A 19,475-nucleotide genomic window follows, 5' to 3' on the forward strand; every position below is an offset into this window, starting at 1 on the left:
CGAGTGGTGGGCGGTACAGGGTTCGAACCTGTGACCCCTACCATGTCAAGGTAGTGCTCTACCGCTGAGCTAACCGCCCGTCTTGCTGCAGCAACGTTGCGTTGTGCAGGGCGCGCATTCTAGCGCAGGGTTTGCGTTGCCACAAGCCCTGCGCCCAGCGCCGCCGTCCAGCCGCCTGCCCTGGCCCCACTAGGCCAGGCTGGCAGCCTTGAGCTTCTGGATCTTGTCGCGCAGTTGCGCCGCGGCCTCGAATTCCAGGTCCTTGGCGTGCTGGTACATCTGCTGCTCCAGCGCCTTGAGCTTGCTGGCAAGCTCCGCCGGGCCCAGCGCCCGATAGTCGGCCGGCTCCTCGGCCACTTGCCGCGCCTTCGAGCGCCCCTTGCCGGACTTCTTCTCGCCCGCCTCTTCGCGTGCGCCCTCCAGAATGTCGGAGATCGGCCGCGCGACCGACTTCGGGGTGATGCCATGCTCGAGGTTGTACTCGACCTGCTTCTGTCGGCGCCGGTCGGTCTCCTCGATCGCCGACTTCATCGAACGGGTCATGTTGTCGGCATAGAGAATCGCCTTGCCGCGCAGATTGCGCGCAGCGCGGCCAATGGTCTGGATCAACGAGCCGGTCGAACGCAGAAAACCCTCCTTGTCGGCATCGAGAATGGCGACCAGGGATACCTCCGGCATGTCCAGGCCTTCGCGCAGCAGGTTGATGCCGACCAACACGTCGAACTTGCCCAAGCGCAGATCGCGGATGATTTCCACCCGCTCGACCGTATCGATGTCCGAATGCAGATAACGGACGCGGATGCCATGCTCGCCCAGGTACTCGGTCAGGTTCTCGGCCATGCGCTTGGTGAGCGTGGTGACCAGCACACGATCGCCCAGCTTGATCCGCTCGTTGACCTCCGACATCAAGTCGTCGACCTGGGTGGCAACCGGACGAATCTCCACCACCGGATCGATCAGACCGGTGGGGCGCACCACCAGCTCGGTGATTTCCTCACCCGACTCGCGCAGCTCGTACGGACCTGGCGTGGCCGACACATAAATGCTGCGCGGCGAGCGCGCCTCCCACTCTTCGAAACGCAACGGCCGATTGTCCAGCGCCGACGGCAGGCGAAAACCGAACTCGACCAGGGTTTCCTTGCGCGAGCGGTCGCCCTTGAACATGGCGCCGATCTGCGGAATGGTCACGTGCGACTCGTCGATCACCAGCAAGGCATCGGGCGGCAGATAGTCGAACAGCGTCGGCGGCGGCTCGCCAGGCGCCTTGCCGGTGAGATGGCGTGAGTAGTTCTCGATGCCATTGCAGAAGCCGACCTCGGCCATCATCTCCAGATCGAACTGGGTTCGCTGCGCCAGGCGCTGCGCCTCCACCAGCTTGTTCTGCGCATAGAGCTGCTCAAGTCGCTCCTTGAGCTCTTCCTTGATTGTATCGACCGCGCTGAGCGTGCGCTCGCGCGTGGTGGCGTAATGGGTCTTCGGGTAGACGGTATAGCGCTGCAGCTTGCGCAAGGTCTCGCCGGTCAGCGGATCGAACAGGGTCAACTGTTCGATATCGCCATCGAACAGCTCGATCCGCAGCGCCTCGCTGTCGGACTCGGCCGGAAACACATCCAGCACTTCGCCACGAACACGGAACGCGCCGCGGGTCAGCTCGAACTCATTGCGCGTGTACTGCAGATCGGTGAGATGACGGATCAGCTGACGCTGATCGATATGCTCGCCCACCGACAGGATCAAGCGCAGCGACAGATAGTCCTCCGGCGCGCCCAGGCCGTAGATCGCCGAGACGGTCGCCACCACCAGCGCATCGGGCCGCGACAGCAGAGTCTTGGTCGCTGCCAGCCGCATCTGCTCGATGTGCTCGTTGATCGAACTATCCTTCTCGATGAAGGTATCCGACGACGGCACGTAGGCTTCCGGCTGGTAGTAGTCGTAGTAGCTGACGAAGTACTCCACCGCGTTATGCGGAAAGAACGACTTGAACTCGCCATACAACTGCGCCGCCAGGGTCTTGTTCGGCGCCATCACCAAGGTCGGTTTTTGTACCTGCTGGACAACATTGGCGATGGTGTAGGTCTTGCCCGAACCGGTCACGCCCAACAGCGTCTGCTTGGCCAAGCCAGCCTCGAAGTTGGCGACCAACTTCTCGATGGCGGCCGGCTGGTCGCCAGCGGGAGCATAGGGGGAGACGAGTTGAAAGCGGTCGGTCATGGATGGTTCTCGGAACAAAGACGGTATGAGACGCCGGACAACAACACGAGAGAAATTCTGACGCTCCATTGGGCCCACCGGGCATTACCGGCCATCCCAACGACGTAGAGACTGGATGCATCGTCCTCAAGGGCAACCCCGATGCATACGCTCAATCGCCTGCATGTCCGAGGTTACACGGCGGTCCAACTGCTAATCGTGATGGCGGCAGTGGCAATCTTCGCCAGCATTGCCTTGCCGGGCTTCCGCGCGACGTTCGAACGACAACAAGTGGCGGCCAGCCTGCACCAGCTGACCGCCCACCTGGCGATGGCGCGCAATGCCGCGGTGACACGTCGACAGCCAGTCAGCGCCTGCCCCTCCAAAGATGGAGTCAGCTGCCGCCAGGATCAAGACTGGAGCGACGGATGGATTCTGTTCGAGGACCGCGAACGGACCGGCACTCCGACTGGGCCAGCGGCGATCCTGCGCGCCGAACAACGCACCAGCGCAAGCAAGCCGATCATCAAGACCAGCATCGGCAGAGCGGTGATTCGCTTCCTTCCCGATGGCCGCAGCCGCGGCACCAACGCGACCATCAGCCTGTGTGCGGGTGCGCGTCGACTGGCCGATGTCGTGGTCAACAACGCGGGCAGGACACGTACCTTGCGCTATCGCGATCCACCGCCCTGCCCACATCCCAACGGCTGAAAAAGACGAAGGCCGCGATCGCTCGCGGCCTTCCTGCAACTTTGGCGCCCGAAGTTGGACTCGAACCAACGACCCCCTGATTAACAGTCAAGTGCTCTAACCGGCTGAGCTATTCGGGCGGGGAGGCGTATTCTAGACGCAAGCTTGCAGCAGCGCAACACCTCGCAGACTGGCTACCAGCAGCCTGAAGTGGTGGTCGCGCTCGGCGTCTTCACCCCTGCCTGATTCAAAGTCAGGGTGCCGCACCTGTCTTTGGCCTGACCACCCTGCGGCGTTGCGGTCAAGGTAAAGGTGGACTGACTGGTCGCGAGCGTGATGTTGTATTGCGCCGTACCACCTTCACGCGGCGACTGGATAGTCGTCGAGCCATTTCCGAACTTGAAATTGGCATAGGTGTTGTTGGTGGTATGCGAGCGTTCCAACAACTGCGAGTACTCGACCAGGTCGGCCTTGGCCTGGGCGCGGCGAGACTTGCGGATATGGTCGCTATACGACGGGTAGGCAACCGCTGCCAGGATGCCGACGACCGCCACGACGATCATCAGTTCGATCAAGGTGAAGCCGTTGGCACCAGCACGCTGACGGAGGTGACGAGACACGGACTGCGACAAGCCTGAAGACATTGGCAACCTCCGTTACTGAAGCTGGCGCCAGGACTGGCGACCGCAAGGATAAGGAACATACATGGGCGGGGCACCAGCCACACTGACGATCATCCAGCAGCCCGAACCTGCCGGCACGTTGGGCGCCGCAGAACCATCCTTCGGATTGACCTTCGGCTCAAGTCTGGGCACCACCGACACCCCCACGTCCTTGACCGGCGCATTGCCACCGGTATTGAGCGAGATGCCCGCAGAACCGCCAGCAAGCGTGGAGCCACCAATGCCCCCCATGCGCACGCCGGACAGGGCACCGACGCCCGTGCGCGGATTCAACCCAAACAACCAGTTCACACCGTCGGTACTACATCCGCTGCTGATCGCGAGTGGCGAATACGTCGGCATGAACAAGATTCCAGAGACGAGTTCCGGATAGCCCACAAATCGCTCGCCAGCGGGCAGATCCACGTACCAGCCAAGCGAGCCTGCCGGTGCGGTCCCAATTTGCAGTGAGCGGGTAGTACCAGAGGTAACGACAGAATATGGCGTCAGGTTCGCTCTGGTCAGCGTCGTGCTGATCACACCGTCGACCTGATCGGTGAAACCATACAAGCTCTGAGTCTGGAGCGCCGAACTCGGGAGGCTGTCGTCATTGAACGAAAAACTACCGGTTCCAAACAGCACCAGTACGCCACCGTTCTCCCCAGACGCAGCCTGCAGGCCGCCGGTAATCGGCTGCCGGTAGGTCAAACCACCGTCGACATAGGTACCCGTTGTCAACGCCGGAACGGTGACCGAGGTTGCGGTCGAGGTGAGATCGAACTTCCAGATCGCCCCGCGAAGGTCGGCCGCATAGACCGTATCGGCGTAACCATCGCGCGTCCGAGCAGGCTTATTGGTCGCAGGGTCGATCGTCACATTATCGATGCGGTCCAGCACAACGATGTTGCCGAGCCCGTTGCGACCGCTAAGTGTGCTTCCCGACTCCGTTGCCTCAATCATACGGACGGTCGGAGTGGCATTGGTTCCGATATCAACAACGAACAACACTGCCTTACCGCTGGCACTATCATAGCCATTGCCGAAGATCGCCTTCCAGCTGACCGTGCCATTGGCGGCGCGCACCGGGACGATGACAGGCTTGCCGAGCACATGGCCGATATTCGCGCGCACGGTGGCATCACCACTGAGGTCGTTGATCTCCCAGAGGCGGCTGCTCGTACCGAAGGTCGCCGGATTAGTGACATCTAATGCGAAGACACCGCGACCGCCTGCCCCTGTGGTGCCGACCAGGGTCGTTTTCCAGGTGTTGTTGTAATACGTATCTCCCACAGCAATCGGACCATCGACGAAGTAGCGATGATCAAACGGCTGGGCATTTCCCTTGTTTGCTTGATACGGCAGCAGCAGATTTCCCATATGGCCATAAGACGTCGCAGGCACGTACGCAAAGCGTTCGCGTCCACCGCTGCCAGTGATAGCGCCGGCGCTGTCCATGCCTCCATCGAACGCATGCAGCATGCCGTCGTTGGCGCCCGCATACACCATATAGCCCTGACTGCTACGCTTGCTGTTCAGGTAGTTGGTATAGCTGGTTCCAAGCGTCCCACCCAGACCACGATACCCATAGTCGTCGACCGGCGCACTGATCACCGGCGCGGAGTTGATGATGTCGCCCAGCACCGTGGTTCGGTCGCGGAACTTGCCACCCTGCTGAATTTCCCCGCTCCGATCACCCAGCAGATAATTGGCTGCAGTGACGGCTGTTGCCCCAAGGTTGGTCAGATCCGTTTGCGAGCAGAGCGTCTGACTGGGATACAAGGTCTTGGACAGACCGCACAAGCCACTCAAACTGATCGTAGTGCCATCGAACTTCTGTACATTGGTGCCATCGTTGAAGTACACATTGCGCGCAGTGGCAGCGGGCATCTGCGCAGATGCTTCCCAGATCGGGGTGAAGCGCGCCTCCCGCGTATCCGGATCGACCGTGGCCTGATTGGCCTTCAACTTACTCGACCAATCGGTACCGTTGTTCTTGATCTGGTATTCGGGAGTCACGGTCAAGGAGCCCGCGCCAATACGCGCACCCGTCAAGGCCAAGGTTCCCGATGGTGAATTGGCAGCGCTGGCAGCCGACAGCACCCGACGCATGGCGCCAGTCACTTCATCAGGGCTCTTGGCATTGATGAACTGACCGCGGCTATTGATCGTGGCGTGCCAGAGCTCGTCGATGACGCGGCCATCGTCATCTGCAATCGGATCGCCATTGCTATTCCAGTCGGGAGCATTGGCATAAGGATCATTGGTAGCTGCCTGATTGACCTCGTAGATATTTCCTTGAGCACCCAGAGTGATTGCATAGAAATTCATATGCAGGTCTTTCTGGCAGTCCAAGCGCTTCCAATCCGCCGATGTCTTGTCGAGCGTCGCGCACTTATCGTCCACGGGCACGAGGCCTGTCGGAAAACTTGGACCGGTTACCAACGGCGTAGACGCGCCAGAATAATAGCTGGCAGTGATATCGGCGATCGTATTGCTGTAATTGTCGGCAAAGGGAGAGGCCGGAAAATCCACCGTGCCGGTCGAATCTGCATTGCCATATCCAGTAGCAACATTGTTGCTATTCGTATAGCCGTCAGTGAACAGCATACCGCCATTTTTCTGACAGGCACGCACCACCGGTGCACCATCTCCGGTCCGCTTGAACTGCTTACCCAGGAAATCGATGGCGACGCGGTTCGGCGTACCGCCATTCGGCTTAAGTCTGTAGATCAGCCCGAATAGCGATGTGCGCGAGGCGTCGTCATCCATGTCGTACATGGTCACGTTAGTTCGGTTATTAATCGTGAAATACCCAACTCGCATCTTGTCGACATCGGCCAAAGTGCGCGATGCGGAGCCGATGATCGAAAGAATTCGATTACGACTATATTGAAACCAATTAGCAAAATTCTGTTGCGCAGCGGTATAGGCAGCGGTATTGGTGCCGTAATTCGCTGCCAATATCTGATAGCGCCGCATATTGCAGCCTGGACCACAGGCATTGGCAATAATCGGTCGATTGGCATCGTTAGTGAGATAGCCCGTCGGCGCAGGAGCGCCCACAGGCAGATAAAACGTTGCCGGGACGTAGCCGATCTGAACCTGGCAATTGGCCATGATGGAAACTGTGCTACCTAATGTTGCCCAAATTCCGTTACTGCTAGGCAATCCATTACTGTTGGTCGTATTACACGACCGACTGCTCGACCGATATCGCGTCCCCGACGGTATCGTCATTCCCGTTAGGAACTGGAACGACTCGTCGTTTCCCTCGCGATAGGCAAGATTGTAGGTAGTGTTGTACCCCTTGGTGAAATCAGTGCCGTAAACCGCTGGATTACGCGGATCCAGGCGCGCCTGACTGAACGTGGCTGCCGGCCAAAGATTAGCTGTCGCCGTCGTTTGTGTGGGCGGCGTCCATGGCTGGTAGAGTACGTCGGGATTGTAGTAGCTCTTGTTATAGGTTGGTGATCTAGCAAACCCGAACGCATCAAGCGGCGGCATCGCATCACCTGGCGAATAAGAGGCGTTATAGCCGTCGCTTGGATACAGGTATACATAGCAATCGGCTGAGTTATTTGCACACCCCTCGCTAGAATTGTAGAAGACACCAGCAGAGCTGAAGAAACTACTGCCTGTCCATTGCAGACGTCCATCACCACCGGTGAAGATGCGCTCGAACGTCATCGAGTTGGAATCATCCACCGAAATAATGAATGCCGGCGGGATCGAGGTCGCGTTATTGAGTGGAGCCTGCGCCAAAGCGCCCTGCCCCTGGGCCGCGATCAAGCTGTAGACGAAGTAGCCACCCACCGCGACAAGCAGGACGACGGAGGCGATGGCGGTTCGAACGGTGCGACGAGACATGCTCACGGCCTCAGAGCTTGAAAATGGAATCGATCGCCGCCGACGAGGATGCATCCGTCGTCGCATCGTTGGCGAAAGTGGTGATTTGATAGACCGGGGTCACCGGGTCGACCGGATCGCCCATCGCGAGCGAACCGCCGCCGATGATGCACGAATCGATGCGCCGCACATTGACCGCCTGATTCACCGACGTGGCCTTGCTGCGCGCCCAAGCCAGCGGATCGAAGACGGTATCGCAATTTTGCTGGATATCGGTGTCCACCACCGTTGCGTCGCTGGGAGCAGCCTTTCGATTGGCGATGGCTTCGATCGACCGCTCGCTCCTGCGCGTCACGCCCTCGGCATTCTGGAACGCAATATTGGTGACCAGATAATTGGACGCCATTTTTTCCTGCATGCCGGCCACCTGCATGCCGGCGATCCCGATCAATGCCAGCAGGATCAACATGATCAAGGCAACATAGAGCACTGCACCGCGGGGGCGGGACGGCATCGGGCGGCGACGAGCGAATGCATTCATGGGTCAATTCCCGAACAGGCGATTGCGCAAGGCGATCGTGGATTCGTAGGTCATGCGGTAGCGGCCATCGTTCTTGTCTGGCGGCGTGAAAGAGACGCCCAGCGCACTGGGATAACTCACAGCACTTGTCGCCCGCTCTGCTGCGGCAGGCGCCGGACTACGTGCCAGGATGCCAACCTGAACCTGCCCAACCCGCCTCCACTGCCCCGCCGCCGTAGCATCCGTCGCAGTAGACACGTCGCTCGCAATCGCCTGGGTGCTGATATTCCCCAACGGAGGCGAAGTATTGGACATGTTCACGGTCTGATCGAGACCGAATAGCAGCTGCATGTTCTCGATCCCTTCGACCAGCTCTTCCGGCATGCCGTAATCGTCGACGCCGTTGGACCGTGCACGCATCAGCGCCGGCTCGCCCGACGTGGCCGATGTACCGACGTAATACACCAGCGACTCTGCGCGATATAGCATCGCCTGGCCGCTGGGCCGGGTGGAGTAATTGGACAGATTGGTCCCGGTAGCGGTGACCTGGCCGCTGGCATAGGTCCCCTTGAACACCGTGGCATGGGCACAGTCCGCAACCCCGAACAAGTTCGGTGCCGTCTGCCCGCCTTCTGTCAAACGTGATCCAGCGGTGGCATTGAAACCCACAATACTGTTGCTGCCGGTGGTCAACGTTGTGATCGGCACGCCTTCCGGGGCCAGGAAGCGCAGAACCAGGATATCGCTACCGCCGCGCGGGTTGAGCTTGGTGATCGATGCTGGCAGATTAGCCGGCACTGCCCAGTTCTCTCCAATTTTCAGGCTGCTGGAAGGAGTTGTGGGCTTTGTGTTGGGCGCTTCGTAACCTTGAATGCTGATACTGAAATCCAGCGGATGGCCCGAACCACTGGTCGCACCGGTAGTGACCACCGGGTCGCCCTCACCTCGCACGAAATGTGCCTGGTCATTGACACAGCCAAAATGCCCGGCCATGCGAATGTCGCGCTGCAGGAAATCCAGCGCGAAACGACCGTTCTCCTGTGCGCGCGCATTGCCTTCGGCCAACATCGATGCGGTACGCGACGCGGAAAACACCTGGATCACGCCCAGCATCAGCACCAGGCCGATCACCATGGCGATCATCATCTCGATCAGGCTGATGCCAGCGGCGAAACGCTTGGAGGAAAGCCGCTGCGTCATAACTGCGATACCAGGGTGAAGGTGGTCTGGGCGTTGGGGTTGCTGGCGTCCCAGCGCTGATCCCCCCAACTGATACCAACGGTGACTTGGCCGTTGTTATTGAGCACCGTCGCGCTGGCACCCTCGCCCAATGCGCGCACGACCTGGCATTTCCAGCGCGCAATATTGTCGGCGATGGAGACAGTCCCGATAGGCCGAGTGCAGCTGGCAGCAGTCACCGTATTGGCGGCGAAAGTGGCATCCGTATACCAGGCCGACTGGAAGCGATTGCTCCGCATCTGGTCCAGCAGGTCATACGCCAGATTAGTGGCCTGGGTGCGGTAATTGGAACTTTGCACGAACCGCACATTCGTCGTCTGCAATAGCGCAAAGCCGAGCAGGCCAAATGCGAGGACGATGATGGCGATCAGCACCTCAAGCAGACTGAATCCCTTGGCGCGAGAGGACGAAACTAGGGGACGGAGACGCATCATTGGCAGGCGCTCTTCTGAGACGTAATCTGACCGGCAGCATTGACGAACAAGGTGCGCCGCAGCGCCTGCCCATCGCACGTCATCGGCTGCAGCGTGATCTGTTGATTGGTGGACGCGACCCTGCGCCCTCGCCCGTCGAAGGCGATCACGGCACCGGACGGCCCTGTGCTGGTCAGCGCTGAGTTGATCGAGACGAAGCGCAACACCGTATCGCCGCTCTTGAACGCTCCATCGCCATCGGTATCGGCCCAGGCCAGCATTCCTGCACCCCAGTTGTTGTCGCATGCCGTCCCGGACGCGCTGCCGCAGACGCCGCCACCACGGCGATTACGAATCGCCTCACTGCGCGCAATCGACAGCAGGCCGATGGTCTCGTTGGTGCTGCTCGCCACCTGATTGGAGCGAAGCGTTCCTCGGAAGCTCGGAAATGCAATGGCGAGCAGGATCGCCAGGACGGCGATCGCAATCATGAGTTCCACGAGTGTGAAGCCGGCAGATCGGCGAAAAGACATTGAACGCTCCCCAGCGTGACGTGTGCAAGATGCGACGGCCGCCCCCCGGGCGACAAGCGCCAAGGGGACGAACGGTCGTTTTGGGGGCACCGGCGTAACCCCCGGGCCAGATACCAGCCCCCGGCCCGAGCGCCGGCCACCCCGGCCGGGCTACGGCGCGCCTTTCCAGTCTAGGTCACCACCCGATAGCACGGACGGTAGTCGCCCGAGATCTTCATGCGCCGCTGCTCGACGAACGCGCGCAGCAGGGCGTCCAGGGCGGCCATGATGTCGGGGTCGCCGTGGATCTCGAACGGGCCGAACTCCTCGATGCGCCGCATGCCGTCTTCCTTGACGTTGCCGGCGACGATGCCCGAGAAGGCCCGCCGCAGGTCGGCCGCCAGCGCGGGGGCCGGCCGGCCGTGATGCAGGTCCAGGGCGGCCATCGCGGCATGGCTGGGCACGAACGGCTGCTGGTACTCCAGCGGAATGTGCACCGACCAGTTGAAGTAATAGGAGTCCTTGTGATCCTTGCGATGCGCGCGCACCTGCTGGATCCCCTGCGACATGCGGCGAGCAACCGCCACCGGATCGCCGACGATGATTTCGTAACGCGAGGCCGCCGCATCGCCCAGGGTCAGGCGGATGAAACGGTCGATCTGTTCGAAGTACGGCGCGGCGATGGTCGGCCCAGTCAGCACCAGCGGGAACGGCAGTGATGCGTTTTCCTCGCGCAGCAGGATACCGAGCAGATACAGGATCTCCTCGGCGGTGCCGACGCCGCCTGGGAAGACCAGGATGCCGTGACCGATACGAACGAAGGCCTCCAGGCGCTTCTCGATGTCCGGCATGATCACCAGGTGGTTGACGATCGGGTTGGGCGACTCGGCGGCGATGATGCCCGGTTCGGTGAGGCCGATATAGCGGGTGTGGTGCTTGCGTTGCTTGGCATGGGCGATGGTGGCGCCCTTCATCGGCCCCTTCATCGCGCCAGGGCCGCAGCCGGTGCAGATGTCCAGCCCGCGCAAGCCCAGTTCATAGCCGACCTGCTTGGTGTAGAGATATTCGTCGCGGGAGATCGAATGGCCACCCCAGCACACCACCAGATTCGGGTCGGACGGCTGCAGGATGCGCGCATTGCGCAACTGGCCGAACACCGCGTTGGTGATGCCCTCGCTGGTCTCCAGGTCGGCGCGCTGGGCTTCCAGCTCGATCGCCATATAGGCCAGATCGCGCACCACCGCGAACAGCAGTTCGGCCACGCCATGGATGATCTCGCCATCGACGAATGCCATCGCCGGGGCGTTGCTCAGATCGATGCGGATGCCGCGATCCTGCTGGTTCACCTGGATGTCGAAATCCGGATACAGGTCGCGCGCGGCGCGCGGATCGTCGGACGCGCTGCCGCTGGTCAGTACCGCCAGCGCACAGCGACGCAGCAATTCGTGCAGACCGCCACTGGAGGCATCGCGCAAGCGCGCCACTTCGGCCTTGGACAGCACGTCCAAGCCACCGCGCGGGTAGATCCGCGCATCCACCACCGGCAGCGCCCGCGCTGCCGTACTGCTCAGTTCCATGTCCTACTCCTCTGGCCAACCGCCGGACTGTAGCGCACTCCCGTGCCCAAAAGAAAACGGCCGGGCGAAGCCCGGCCGTTTCTGAGGTACAGACTGATCCGATCAGAATCAGAACTGATAGCGGAAGCCCAACTGCAGAGCCCAGCGCGAGATGCCCTTGTCGTCGTAGATGGTGGACGTATCCGGCTCATTGAAGCGATAGACATACTTGCCCGTCGCTGCATCGATACCGCCGTATTCCACCACGCCCTTGAAGCCCGGGAACGCGTACTCATCCACGTGCCCCCACTTCTTGTTGAGCAGATTTCCAACGTTCATGACGTCGAGCCAGATCTGCGCCTTGTTGCCCTCGAAGAAGCCAGGCAGCTCCTGCTCGAGATGCAGATCGAACTGGTTGACCCAGGAATTGCGGACCGCATTACGCCCGGCGATCTGCCCCTTGTGGGTGGACAGGTACTGGTCGTTGTTCACGTAGTTCCAGAACGCATTTTCTTCCGCAGCGCTACCGAACAGCACATCGCCACGACCTGCCGGGATGTAGAGCAGATCGTTGGCACGGCCATCGCCATTGGCGTCGTTATCGAAGGTATAGCTATACGGACGACCGCTGCGCCCCTGGTAGACCAGGCCGAACTTGGTTGCGTAATCACCGAAGAAGGCATGCTTCCACTGCAGCGTACCGAGGATGCTGTCCCTGATCTGATAGGCCGAGGTGGCGTTGACCTGCTCGTTCGCCTGGAAGGTCGCCACGTTCAACAGCTGCGAACCAGAGGTCGAGCTGGTCAAGGCACTGACTTCCTTGGCATTCGAGTAGGTGTACGCCAGGCTCCACGACCAATCGCTGTCGTTGAACGGCTTGCTCAGGCCGACGGTGAAACTCTGGCTTCCGCCCTTATCCGTGGGGCGCGCAATGATGGCATCGTTGAAGCTCTGGTTGCTGTTGGCGCGTGCCAACGCATTACCACTGACACGCCCCAGATTGTCCCAGTTTGCCCGATTGCGGCCGACGGCATTCCAGTAGATATCCCGACCGTCCTGGCCGACCGCGGTCGGAGCGCCAAGATTCAGCTGCTGGTAGTAAATGGCTTCGTTGACCTTGGTAACCACGCCTTCCAAAGACGCGACGATGCCATACCAGGGCAACTCGGTATCGAACGCGAGATTTGCCTTCCACACCGACGGCTGACTGAGATCCTTGTCGATGAAATCAACCGACTGCACACCACCGGTAGTGCCGGTCGGCTGATTGTTGACATCCGGAGTGAAACGAATGCCACCACGCGCGATCTCGGTGGCATTGCGGAAGTTGTAGTCCGTATACGCCAGGCCGGTGTTGGAGAAGGGATTTGACAACCAAACGGATGCGGCTGCGCCCTGGAAGAGACCGACGCCACCACGCAGCTGCGTCGGACGGTCGGCATCGAAGGTGTAATTGAAGCCGAAGCGCGGCTGCCACAGGTCGTTGCCATCGAGCGTGTTGTCGTTCCGCACGCCAAAGGCGTTGAACGCCGCCTGGTTGAACTGCGGGCTGTCCGGAACCATCTGCTTGTCGTAGCGCACGCCGAACGTCAAGGTCAGATTGCTATTGATGGCCCAGGTATCCTGCACGAACAGACCCAGGTTGCGCAGGCCCCACTTCGCCGCGATGTCATCGATATTGCCGCTGTTGGACGACGAGTACCGGTACGACACCGGAAGGTTGGCACGGTATGCGGCAATCGAGTCGAAGCTGTAGGAGCCGAACACGCGCGGCCCGTACAGATTGAAAATATCGTTGTCTTCGTAATCGAAGCCGAACTTCACCGTGTGGTCGTTGAGGAACAGATTACCGGCGAAGAAACCATTCCAGGTCTTGGTGCGCAGCTCGTTCGCCTGGGTGTTTGCCTCGGTTCCGAGATTGACGGAATTTGCGCCAACCCGGACGTTGATCGCCGGCAATAGCGAGGGAGGCGTACGAACAGCCGAATAGTCGCGGTACGACACCTTGGCCTCGGTTGAGAAGGTATCAGTCCAGTCGCTGAACAGCTGCGCGGTGTAGGTTTCCAGGTCGAAATCGCGCACGTAGTGATAGGAACTCAGTGCAAGCGAGCTATTGCTGAAACCATTGAGATTGGCTGTGTTCTGCTTGGACTTGCCGTAACGGAACGAAGCACGGTGCTTGTCGCTGATGTTCCAATCCAGCTTGAAGCCTTTCTCCTCGGAATCGGAATCCAACGCAGGCAGCGCCAGCGTGCCTGGATCGAAGCCGTAGACGTTACGCGAGATATCGACGATCTGGTCGACCTGCGCCTGCGAGATGTTCACGATGTTGCTGGCGCCGGAACCTGTAGGACCATAGCCGCTGTTACCGGTGAAAACGCCCTTGCCCTTGTACTTTTCGTAGTTGGCGAAGAAAAACAGCTTGTCCTTGACGATCGGGCCGCCCAGGGTCAAGCCATAGGTCGCTTCGTTGTCGAACAGCTGCGGACGGATGCCGTTCTGGTTCTTGCCGGACCAGTCGTTATCGCGATACGTCCCGTAGACCGAACCATGGAACTCGTTGGTGCCGGACTTGGTGACCGCATTGATCACGCCGCCGGTGCCGCCGGTGATGGTGACGTCGTAATTGGCCACGTCCACCGAAATTTCGTCGATGACGTCCATCGAGAACGGCTGACGCGGCGTCGGCAGGCTGTTGGATTCCAGACCGAAGGCGTCATTGGTGCTGATGCCGTCGACGCGGATCGCGTTGTAGCGCGGATTCTGGCCGGCGATGGAGATCTCGTTACGCGCCTTGTCGGTCTGCGACACGCGCGGATCCAGGCGGACGTAGTCCTGCAGGTTGCGGTTGATCGACGGCAACGATTCGATTTCTTCGCGGGTCACATTGGTGCCCGTGCCCATCTTGTTCGCGCTGAAGATCGCCGAGCCATAGTTGGCGGCAATCGCCTGCACGGTGCCCATGGTGGCGAGATCGCCGCCCAGTGCCGCATCGACCTGGTTCACCTTGTCCAGGTTCAGATACACGCCTTCGCGAGTCGTGTTGCCCGAACCGGCGGCATTGATGGTGATGGTGTACGGACCACCCACGCGCAGGCCGCGCGCGGTATAGCGGCCGCTGGCGTCAGTGGAGGCCCGGCTGACCGTGCCCGATTCGACGTGGGTAATCGTGACTTCGGCATTGGGGACCGGCTGCCCGTTGCTGCCGGTGACCACGCCAGCGACGCCGGCAGAGGTGTTTTGCGCGAACACCGGAGCGGTCGCAAGCGCGGCGACGAGGCCAAGCGTGAGCTTGGACATGCGAAGACAACGGGGGTGGGTCATTTCGGTAGCCTCGATACAGGTTGGGCAGTGACAAAAAAGCGCAGTCAGCCCAACCGTTCCCGGAGGTGGGCTGCCGATGATCTGGATTCCCTCGCCGCGCGACTGGTTGCCGCCGCAACGGTTAACAACAGATTAACACGCTAAGGCCTAGATGTGACGGCCACGTGACAAACTTCGCGCAACGCAACATGAATTTGCCTGGGCACGGGCAAGCACCCAATTGCGGCAATGTTCGCAAGGCCGTGGCGATCTCGGGCACGGATTTGGTGGCGAGGCTGCAGTAATGGCGCGGCAAGCGAGGTCGATCGCCACCTGGCGGGCGCACCCGACATCCACTGACGGATGCTCGGGGCTCAGGATGCGTCAGTTCGGCGACACATCCATGACATGCCCCAGGCGCAAGGGTTGCCGCGGCACCACCGCCTCGCGCTGACCGCTACCCGGCGGTCAGCCCCAGATCAAATCGACACCGGCAGCTTCAGATACGTACCGATACCGTCGAGGAACATCTGCACCGAGATGGCCACCAGTAGCATGCCCATCAGGCGCTCCAGCGCAGTCAGGGCGCGGTGGCCCAGCAGGCGGTACAACAGGGTGGCCGAGAACAGGATGGCCGAGGTCGCGCCCCAGGCGATCATCAGCGCCAGGCTCCAGTCCCATAGCCGCGCCGGCTCGTTGCTGCCCATCAACATCACCGCGGCCATGCCGGATGGACCTGCCACCAACGGGATGGCCAACGGCACGATGAAGGGCTCGCCATCGGGAATCTCTCCCATCAGGCCTTCTGGACGCGGAAAGATCATGCGGATGCCGATCAGGAACAACACGATGCCGCCGGCGATCGCCACCGATTCCTGCCGCAGGTGCATCAGCTCCAGCGCGTACTTGCCTCCCCACAGAAAGCCCATCAGCACCGCCAACGCGATCAGCAGTTCACGGGCGAGCACGAAGCGCTGGCGCGGCCCCGGCAACGGTTTGAGCACGCTCAGGAACACCGGGATGTTGCCCAGCGGATCGAGGATCAGAAACAGCAGCAGCGCCGCTGAGAGGATGGTCATGCGTGGGGACTCCAGATGGCACCGCGATGGGCGGCGCCGTCCGCGGACAACAAGGTGACACAGGCCGGGGCGTAGCGGGCCGGGGCAACGGCCTCGGTGTCGTCCTGATGCAGGAAGGCGCGTGCGCGCAATGCGGTCCGCATCGGGCCAGGCTGCAAGCCGGCCACGCGCACCGGCCCGGCGGCGGTTTCGTGATGCAGGCTGGCGAGCACCCCGCGTTGGGCATGCTGGGCGGCACCGTAGGCGCCCCAGTAGGCCTGGCCGACGCGCGCCGGCGCGTCCAGCACGAACACCACCGCGGCGTCCTGCTGCTCGCGCAGCAACGGCAGGCAGGCCTGGGTGAGCCAGAGTCGTGCGGTCAGGTTGACGTGCACAACGCGGGCGACATCCTCCGGAGCGGCCAACTCGATCGGCGTCAAACCGGGGAAATCAGCAGCGCAATGCAGCAGTCCGTGCAAACCGCCCAGCTCGCTGCGCAGTCGCTGCGCCAACTCGGCGTAGTCCTCCGGCGTTGCGCCTGCCAGATCCAAGGGATACAGCAGCGGCTCTGCACCCAGTGCAGCCATCGCATCGTACACGCGCTCCAGGGCACGCAGCTTGCGCCCCAGCAGCACGACGGTGGCGCCGGCCTCGGCGCAGGCACGGGCCGCGGCGGCACCAAGGCCACCACCGGCACCGCTGACCAGCACCACCCGCCCGCTCAGTGCGGCGGCCGCCCGCGCCACGGACACACTCACGGCTGGTAGGCCTCGCCAACGATGCGCTTGAGCTCGCCGCTCTCGAACAATTCCAGGGTGATGTCGCAACCGCCGATCAGTTCGCCGTGGATGAACAACTGCGGAAAGGTCGGCCAATTGGAATAGCGCGGCAGGTTGGCGCGGATCTCCGGCTCTTCCAGCACATTGACCGTATGCAGCTGGTCGGCGCCGGCGGCGATCAATGCCTGCACCGCACGACTGGAAAACCCGCACATCGGAAACTGCGGGGTGCCTTTCATGAACAGCACGATCGGGTGTTGTTCGACTTCAGCCTGGATGCGTTCCATCACCGGCATTGGACTCTCCTGACAGGACGCGGCGAGCCCCAACCCCCAGGTCGGATAGACTTCCGCAAAGGCGCGCATTGTAAGCCCTCTGCATGTCCGCTCGCCGACTCCCTCCGCCACCCGCCGCCCCATGCCGATCGAACACCTTGCTCTGCCCTACTCTCGCGCCGCGCTCGAACCCCATCTGTCGGCGGCAACGCTTGAAGCGCACCACGGAATGCTTCACCGCGGCGACGTGGAGCGCCTCAACGCCATCATCGCTGACAGCGAATTTGCCGAGTTGACGCTGGAACAACTGGTGGCACAGGCGCAAGGCACGTTGTTTCATCTGGCCGCGCAGGTGTGCAACCACAATCTCTACTGGCAATGCCTGCGGCCGCGCGGCGGCGGCGAGCCGTTGGGCCGGTTGGGCGACGGCATCGCGCGCGCATTCGGCGACTTCGCGCTGTTCAAACAGGAATTCAATCGGCTGGCGCTGGGCGTGGCGGGCTCTGGCTGGGCATGGCTGGTCCAGCGGCCGGACGGCAGTCTGGCAGTGGTCGCGACCCGCAACGCCTCCACACCGCTCAGCGGCCCCGACACGCCGCTACTGGCCTGCGATCTCTGGGAACACGCCTACTATCTGGATTACCGGCACGACCGGGCGCGTTACCTGGACGCGTTCTGGAAACTGGTCAACTGGGAGTTCGTCGCCAGCCGGTTGAACTGAACCGGCAGCGGCGTGGCCAGGCCGCCGCGTCGGCGACCTGACCACGCCGAACTGCCGCCGGCCTCAGCCTTGCAAGCGGGCGACGACCGCGCCCACCTGCTCCTGCCGCTGCAATACCTGTCCGGCCTGCTGCAGGCGCTGCGCCAACACTTCGGGACGGTCGGCGCGCACGCTGGCGTGACCGACCTTACGACCATCGCGCGGCTGTTTGCCGTAGTCGTGCCAGTGGCCGCCCGGCACGGCCAGAAAGGCGGCGGCATCGGGCATGGCACCCAGCCAGTTGAGCATGCAGGCATGGCCGCGCATGGCCGTGCTGCCGAGTGGCAGGCCGAGCACGGCGCGCACGTGGTTCTCGAACTGCGAGGTCTCGGCGCCTTCGATGGTCCAGTGCCCGGAGTTGTGTACACGCGGCGCCATTTCGTTGGCCAGCAGTTCGCCGTCGCGCACGAACAGTTCCAGCGCGAACACGCCGACATAATCCAGCCGCTCGGCGACAGCTTGCGCATGCCGCTCGGCCAGTGCCTGCAGTGCCGTGTCCACGCTGGCCGGCGCAAGACTGGCAGACAGCACGCCATCCACATGCCAGTTCTCGGTCAACGGCCAGGCACGAAACTCGCCGTCGCGACCACGCACGGCCACCACACTGACCTCGCGCTGGAACGGCACGAAGGCTTCGACGATCAATCCCACCGTGGCAGCCTGCGCGCCCAGTGCGGCCCAGGCCGCGTGCGCGTCGTCCAGCGAGCGGATACGGAACTGCCCCTTGCCGTCGTAGCCGAAGCGGCGCGTCTTCAGCACGCAGGGCGCGCCGATCGTGGCCAGCGCCGCATCGAGGCCTGCACGATCGTCGATGGCGGAGAACGCCGGCACGGGAATGCCCAGTTCGCGAAACAAGGTCTTCTCGCTCAAACGGTCTTGCGCCACCGCCAGCGCGCTTGGCGCGGGGTGGACCGGCAACTGCGCTGCCAACTGCTGCGCGCTGCCGGCCGGGACGTTCTCGAAGTCGAAGGTGAGCACATCCACTTGCGCGGCAAAGTCCGCCAGTGCGGCGGCATCGTCGAACGCACCGACCTGTAGCGGTGCGACCTGGCCTGCACAGGCATCGGCGGCCGGGTCGTAGACGCGTACACGCACGCCCAGCGGCGCCGCCGCCAGTGCCAGCATGCGCGCCAGTTGTCCGCCTCCCAGAATACCTAGCGTGCTCATTGGCGCGGATCGTCGCTGGCCATCACGTCCTCGGTCTGGCGGGCGCGGAACTGCGCCAGCGCCTGGCCGATCGGCGACTGCGTCGGCGCCAGCATGGCAGCGGCGAATAGCGCCGCATTGGCGGCGCCCGCGTTACCGATGGCGAAGGTCGCCACCGGGATACCGGCCGGCATCTGCACGATCGACAGCAGCGAGTCCATGCCATTGAGCGCCTTGGACTGCACCGGCACGCCCAACACCGGCACCGCCGTCTTGGCCGCCAGCATGCCCGGCAGATGCGCCGCACCGCCGGCACCGGCGATGATCGCCCGCAACCCGCGCGCATCAGCCTGCTCGGCATAGGCGAACAGCACATCCGGCGTACGGTGCGCGGAAACCACCTTCACTTCGTAGGGCACGCCCAGCGCATCCAGCTTCTGAGCTGCGTGTTGCATGGTCTCCCAATCCGAACGGGAGCCCATCACGATGCCGACCAGCGGCGCGGAATGGTTCGAGGTCATGGCCC

The 19,475-nt window shown here is 62.1% G+C and carries 16 protein-coding genes and 2 tRNA genes; 2 read left to right on the forward strand and 16 right to left on the reverse strand.

Annotation, left to right across the window (positions count from 1 at the left end):
- Positions 1–4 precede the first annotated feature (4 nt).
- Together CKY51_RS18405 and uvrB are read right to left on the reverse strand one after the other, a co-directional pair.
- Positions 5–79 (reverse strand) — tRNA-Val (locus CKY51_RS18405).
- A gap of 110 nt (positions 80–189) precedes the next feature.
- On the reverse strand, positions 190–2,211 hold the full coding sequence (gene uvrB, locus CKY51_RS18410) for an excinuclease ABC subunit UvrB (RefSeq protein ID WP_152249631.1): 2,022 nt from the start codon (positions 2,209–2,211) through the stop codon (positions 190–192).
- Between the two features lie 141 nt (positions 2,212–2,352).
- On the opposite strand from uvrB, the gene CKY51_RS18415 reads away from it, so the two are divergent.
- Positions 2,353–2,901, forward strand: a complete 549-nt coding sequence (locus tag CKY51_RS18415) for a GspH/FimT family pseudopilin (RefSeq protein ID WP_022974400.1) — start codon at positions 2,353–2,355, stop codon at positions 2,899–2,901.
- Positions 2,902–2,943: 42 nt separating this feature from the next.
- On the opposite strand, the gene CKY51_RS18420 is transcribed toward CKY51_RS18415, so the two are convergent.
- The 12 genes from CKY51_RS18420 to grxD all read right to left on the reverse strand — a co-directional run bounded on the left by CKY51_RS18420 (position 2,944) and on the right by grxD (position 17,064).
- Positions 2,944–3,020 (reverse strand) — tRNA-Asn (locus CKY51_RS18420).
- 54 nt (positions 3,021–3,074) lie between these two features.
- Positions 3,075–3,524, reverse strand: a complete 450-nt coding sequence (locus CKY51_RS18425; protein WP_152249632.1) for a type IV pilin protein — start codon at positions 3,522–3,524, stop codon at positions 3,075–3,077.
- Positions 3,525–3,536: 12 nt separating this feature from the next.
- A complete protein-coding gene (locus tag CKY51_RS18430) occupies positions 3,537–7,409 on the reverse strand; it encodes a pilus assembly protein (RefSeq protein WP_211904925.1) in 3,873 nt (1,290 codons plus the stop codon).
- A gap of 10 nt (positions 7,410–7,419) precedes the next feature.
- On the reverse strand, positions 7,420–7,929 hold the full coding sequence (locus CKY51_RS18435; protein WP_152249633.1) for a pilus assembly PilX family protein: 510 nt from the start codon (positions 7,927–7,929) through the stop codon (positions 7,420–7,422).
- Between the two features lie 3 nt (positions 7,930–7,932).
- Complete coding sequence (locus CKY51_RS18440) at positions 7,933–9,108, reverse strand: PilW family protein (protein ID WP_152249634.1); 1,176 nt, start codon at positions 9,106–9,108, stop codon at positions 7,933–7,935.
- Positions 9,105–9,578: a type IV pilus modification protein PilV gene (gene pilV / locus CKY51_RS18445; RefSeq protein ID WP_425509525.1), complete on the reverse strand. Its 474-nt coding sequence runs from the start codon at positions 9,576–9,578 to the stop codon at positions 9,105–9,107. The genes CKY51_RS18440 and pilV overlap by 4 nt, the downstream gene beginning before the upstream one ends.
- A complete protein-coding gene (locus tag CKY51_RS18450) occupies positions 9,578–10,093 on the reverse strand; it encodes a GspH/FimT family pseudopilin (RefSeq protein WP_022974235.1) in 516 nt (171 codons plus the stop codon). Before CKY51_RS18450 ends, pilV begins: the two co-directional genes overlap by 1 nt.
- A gap of 170 nt (positions 10,094–10,263) precedes the next feature.
- Positions 10,264–11,649: a nucleotide 5'-monophosphate nucleosidase PpnN gene (gene ppnN / locus CKY51_RS18455; protein ID WP_022974236.1), complete on the reverse strand. Its 1,386-nt coding sequence runs from the start codon at positions 11,647–11,649 to the stop codon at positions 10,264–10,266.
- Between the two features lie 108 nt (positions 11,650–11,757).
- A complete protein-coding gene (locus CKY51_RS18460; protein ID WP_152249636.1) occupies positions 11,758–14,952 on the reverse strand; it encodes a TonB-dependent receptor in 3,195 nt (1,064 codons plus the stop codon).
- Between the two features lie 458 nt (positions 14,953–15,410).
- A complete protein-coding gene (locus tag CKY51_RS18465) occupies positions 15,411–16,010 on the reverse strand; it encodes a YhgN family NAAT transporter (RefSeq protein WP_022974237.1) in 600 nt (199 codons plus the stop codon).
- The gene (locus CKY51_RS18470; protein ID WP_022974238.1) at positions 16,007–16,747 is read right to left on the reverse strand and encodes an SDR family NAD(P)-dependent oxidoreductase; all 741 of its coding nucleotides are present in this window, start codon (positions 16,745–16,747) and stop codon (positions 16,007–16,009) included. The genes CKY51_RS18465 and CKY51_RS18470 overlap by 4 nt, the downstream gene beginning before the upstream one ends.
- A complete protein-coding gene (gene grxD, locus CKY51_RS18475; protein ID WP_152249637.1) occupies positions 16,744–17,064 on the reverse strand; it encodes a Grx4 family monothiol glutaredoxin in 321 nt (106 codons plus the stop codon). Before grxD ends, CKY51_RS18470 begins: the two co-directional genes overlap by 4 nt.
- 121 nt (positions 17,065–17,185) lie before the next feature.
- On the opposite strand from grxD, the gene CKY51_RS18480 reads away from it, so the two are divergent.
- Positions 17,186–17,764 (forward strand): superoxide dismutase, encoded by a 579-nt coding sequence (locus CKY51_RS18480; RefSeq protein ID WP_022974240.1) that lies wholly within the window; start codon positions 17,186–17,188, stop codon positions 17,762–17,764.
- A gap of 63 nt (positions 17,765–17,827) precedes the next feature.
- Here CKY51_RS18480 and CKY51_RS18485 read toward each other — a convergent pair whose 3' ends face one another.
- Positions 17,828–18,970 carry a 5-(carboxyamino)imidazole ribonucleotide synthase gene (locus CKY51_RS18485; RefSeq protein ID WP_022974241.1) on the reverse strand — a complete coding sequence of 381 codons (1,143 nt, stop codon included), beginning with the start codon at positions 18,968–18,970 and terminating at the stop codon, positions 17,828–17,830.
- A complete protein-coding gene (purE, locus tag CKY51_RS18490; RefSeq protein ID WP_022974242.1) occupies positions 18,967–19,470 on the reverse strand; it encodes a 5-(carboxyamino)imidazole ribonucleotide mutase in 504 nt (167 codons plus the stop codon). The genes CKY51_RS18485 and purE overlap by 4 nt, the downstream gene beginning before the upstream one ends.
- Positions 19,471–19,475: the final 5 nt, after the last annotated feature.

Source organism: Xanthomonas maliensis, assembly GCF_009192945.1.
Lineage (GTDB): Bacteria > Pseudomonadota > Gammaproteobacteria > Xanthomonadales > Xanthomonadaceae > Xanthomonas > Xanthomonas maliensis.